The following is a 289-nucleotide window of genomic DNA, read 5'->3' as shown; positions in this document are numbered from 1 at the left end:
CTACCATCACGGTAACACCTGGTGATCAGGTACAACTGACCTGGACAGTCACCAGCATGGTAAATGGTGTAGTAAACACTAACTGCCCAGCTACCACTGATGTAGTAACTATCTATAACTACGCTGCCAATCCAGCTGCTAACGCCGGTGCAGATCAGGAAGATTGCGGTAGAACTACTGCCTTCACCCTGGATGCCACCCCTGTGGTATCTACTGGAAACATCCAGCAGATTGGTACCTGGACAGTGCAGTACACTGGTGCTAACACCGCTCCAACGGTAAGTGATAT

General features: G+C 49.8%; 1 protein-coding gene. It reads left to right on the top strand.

The features are described from left to right. Positions 1–289, top strand: a 289-nt coding sequence (locus KW844_RS28935) for a hypothetical protein (protein ID WP_218380244.1), incomplete at both ends; no start/stop codon positions are given.

The sequence above is a fragment of the Chitinophaga sp. sic0106 genome (genome assembly GCF_019219075.1).
Lineage (GTDB): Bacteria > Bacteroidota > Bacteroidia > Chitinophagales > Chitinophagaceae > Chitinophaga.
This window is presented reverse-complemented; position numbering and strand designations above follow the sequence as displayed.